The sequence below is a fragment of the Pontimonas sp. genome (assembly GCF_031581085.1).
Classification (GTDB): Bacteria; Actinomycetota; Actinomycetes; order Actinomycetales; family Microbacteriaceae; genus Pontimonas.
Genome location: NZ_JAVLBO010000058.1, coordinates 1 through 2,008, shown reverse-complemented (window position 1 = coordinate 2,008; position 2,008 = coordinate 1). Strand labels below are relative to the sequence as shown.

Below are 2,008 nucleotides of genomic sequence, written 5' to 3'. Positions count from 1 at the left end.
AGGCGGGACCGGGTTATCAAGCCCTTCAGCCGATTCAGTCACACCTTGGCTTGACGCAGCGGGCTCTCGTTGAGGCTGGGCTTGGGGCTGAGGTTGAGCTTGACCCTGAGTCTGAGGCTGAGGTTGGGGCTGAGGCTGCGTTTCAGCAGCAGCATCTGAGCCCGAAGGTGACTCAGGCTCTGGTTTAGGCTGAGGCTCAGACTCAGACTCAGACTCAGACTCAGACTCAGGCTCAGGCTCTGGTTCTGGTTCTGGTTCTGGTTCTGGTTCCTCTGGAGGGCTCAGCTGTGCTCCCAGAGAACTGAGGAGATTGCGCATCGTTCCCGAGCTGATTTGGCTGGAGTACCAGATGACTTCTCGCTCACCATTGACCGACAGGCCTGTGCTGTACTTACCGCCAAACCAGTCGTGAGCCTCGGCGACCCGGCAACTAAACTCTCCGAGGCCCATTCCGATGATCTGTTCGAAGTTCTTACCACCGGATGGGTCGTTGTAGAGGGTGATCGATCCGCCACCGCCATCGTGTGGGATCTGCGGAAGTTGGTTGCAGTTGTCGAGCGACGGCGTGAAGGTATCGTCGCTGTAACCCTTTGGGCGAACCACCCCGTCGACATACTCCTCGGTTTCGCTGGTGCCGCCTCGGGCCTCCAGTTCGGACAGTGGTTTTTGCAGACACATTTGGAAAGCCACGCCGTCCCAGAGGCCATCCAGAGTGGCTTGGTCCGGTTTGGCTCCGGGGCCTATCCAGCTGAGACCCGAATAGGCCGAACCGTTGAGCGACCATTGGGCGTCGGGATAATGAGTGGTGAGAACCTTGGAGTAATCAACTCCCGGCCCGTAAAGGCCCTTGTAATCGATGGACTCACACAATTCTTGTCGCGTGGGGTCGGCCGCATTGGACTCTGCGACGGCTTCTCGCTCCGCCTCTTCGGCTTCAGCTTCTTCTTCCGCGACGGTTTGCCGTTCGGAGAGCAGTTGGGCCACTTTTTCCCAGAGGGCCAGGAGTTCATCCTCGGTGGGTTTGGGCCCGGGGCCGATCCAGTTCAGGCCGCTGTAGGAATCCCCGCTCAGCGACCATTCAGCGTCGGGGTACTCTTCGGTGAGAATTGCCGCGAAGTCTGGCTCGCCCCATTCGGCAATCGCAACGTCTATTGGGTCCTCAACGGGCGCAATTTCCCGCTCCGCCTCTCGTGTCGACTCGGAGTCCACGATGGCCTGATCCGACACGGCGCGAGTGTCGGTCACCGCGTTGCCAGTTGAGGGCTCTTGCGCTGCGGCAATCGCCGCACCGATGGTTCCCCCGGTCAGAAAGAGAAAGGCGAAGAGCGGGATGAACAGCAGGGCGAGCGTTCTTTCTTTGTCCTCCCACACCACGTTCGCGCGATTAGTCAGCAGGACAAACAGAGGTTGCGAACGCAACCACGCCTTCATTTTCTGACTAATCGTCATGTTCTTTAGCGTAGCGCCCACGAAGGAGGCGCACAACGATGCGCAGCGACGCCGAGAAGGGCTCGCCCAGGCGATCCGGTGCCTCACGGAAAAGTGCCCGCATCATTGTGGCTGGCCCAGCCGGCTAATCGGGGGCCGGCGACGGGCTGTGTGTCGGGCGCCAAACGGCGCAGTAACTGGCCGGGGCCTGGGCCACCATCGCCAAAGGTGCACCGGAGCACCCTCCCGCTAAGAGCAAATAGTTAGTAAAAACCTGCGTGAAGGTATAGTAGAAACATGCGCAAATATATAGTAGAAATCTGCGTAAAAGTATAATAGAAAAGCGCGCAAACGTATAATAGAGCGGAGGGTGGTGAGAGCATGGGGCAGCAGTACGAGCGACGCATCGTCGATGACACACTCGATCAGTTAATCGCCGGCCTCCCCGCCATCGCCATCGAGGGAGCCAAAGCCGTGGGAAAAACCGCCACGGCAAGCCGTCGAGCCCAGTCGACCCTCTCCCTCGACGACCCCCACACCTATGACGCGATTAGTGCTCACCCCAGCGCAGTGGCCGAGT

The 2,008-nt window shown here is 59.4% G+C and carries 2 pseudogenes; one reads left to right on the top strand and one right to left on the bottom strand.

Features of this window, described 5'->3' with window-relative positions:
• Window positions 1-1,449, bottom strand: a pseudogene (locus RI518_RS07810) (hypothetical protein); the annotation flags it as partial.
• Between the two features lie 360 nt (window positions 1,450-1,809).
• Between RI518_RS07810 and RI518_RS07805 the strand changes: the two are divergent.
• Window positions 1,810-2,008: pseudogene (locus RI518_RS07805) on the top strand (AAA family ATPase); the annotation flags it as partial.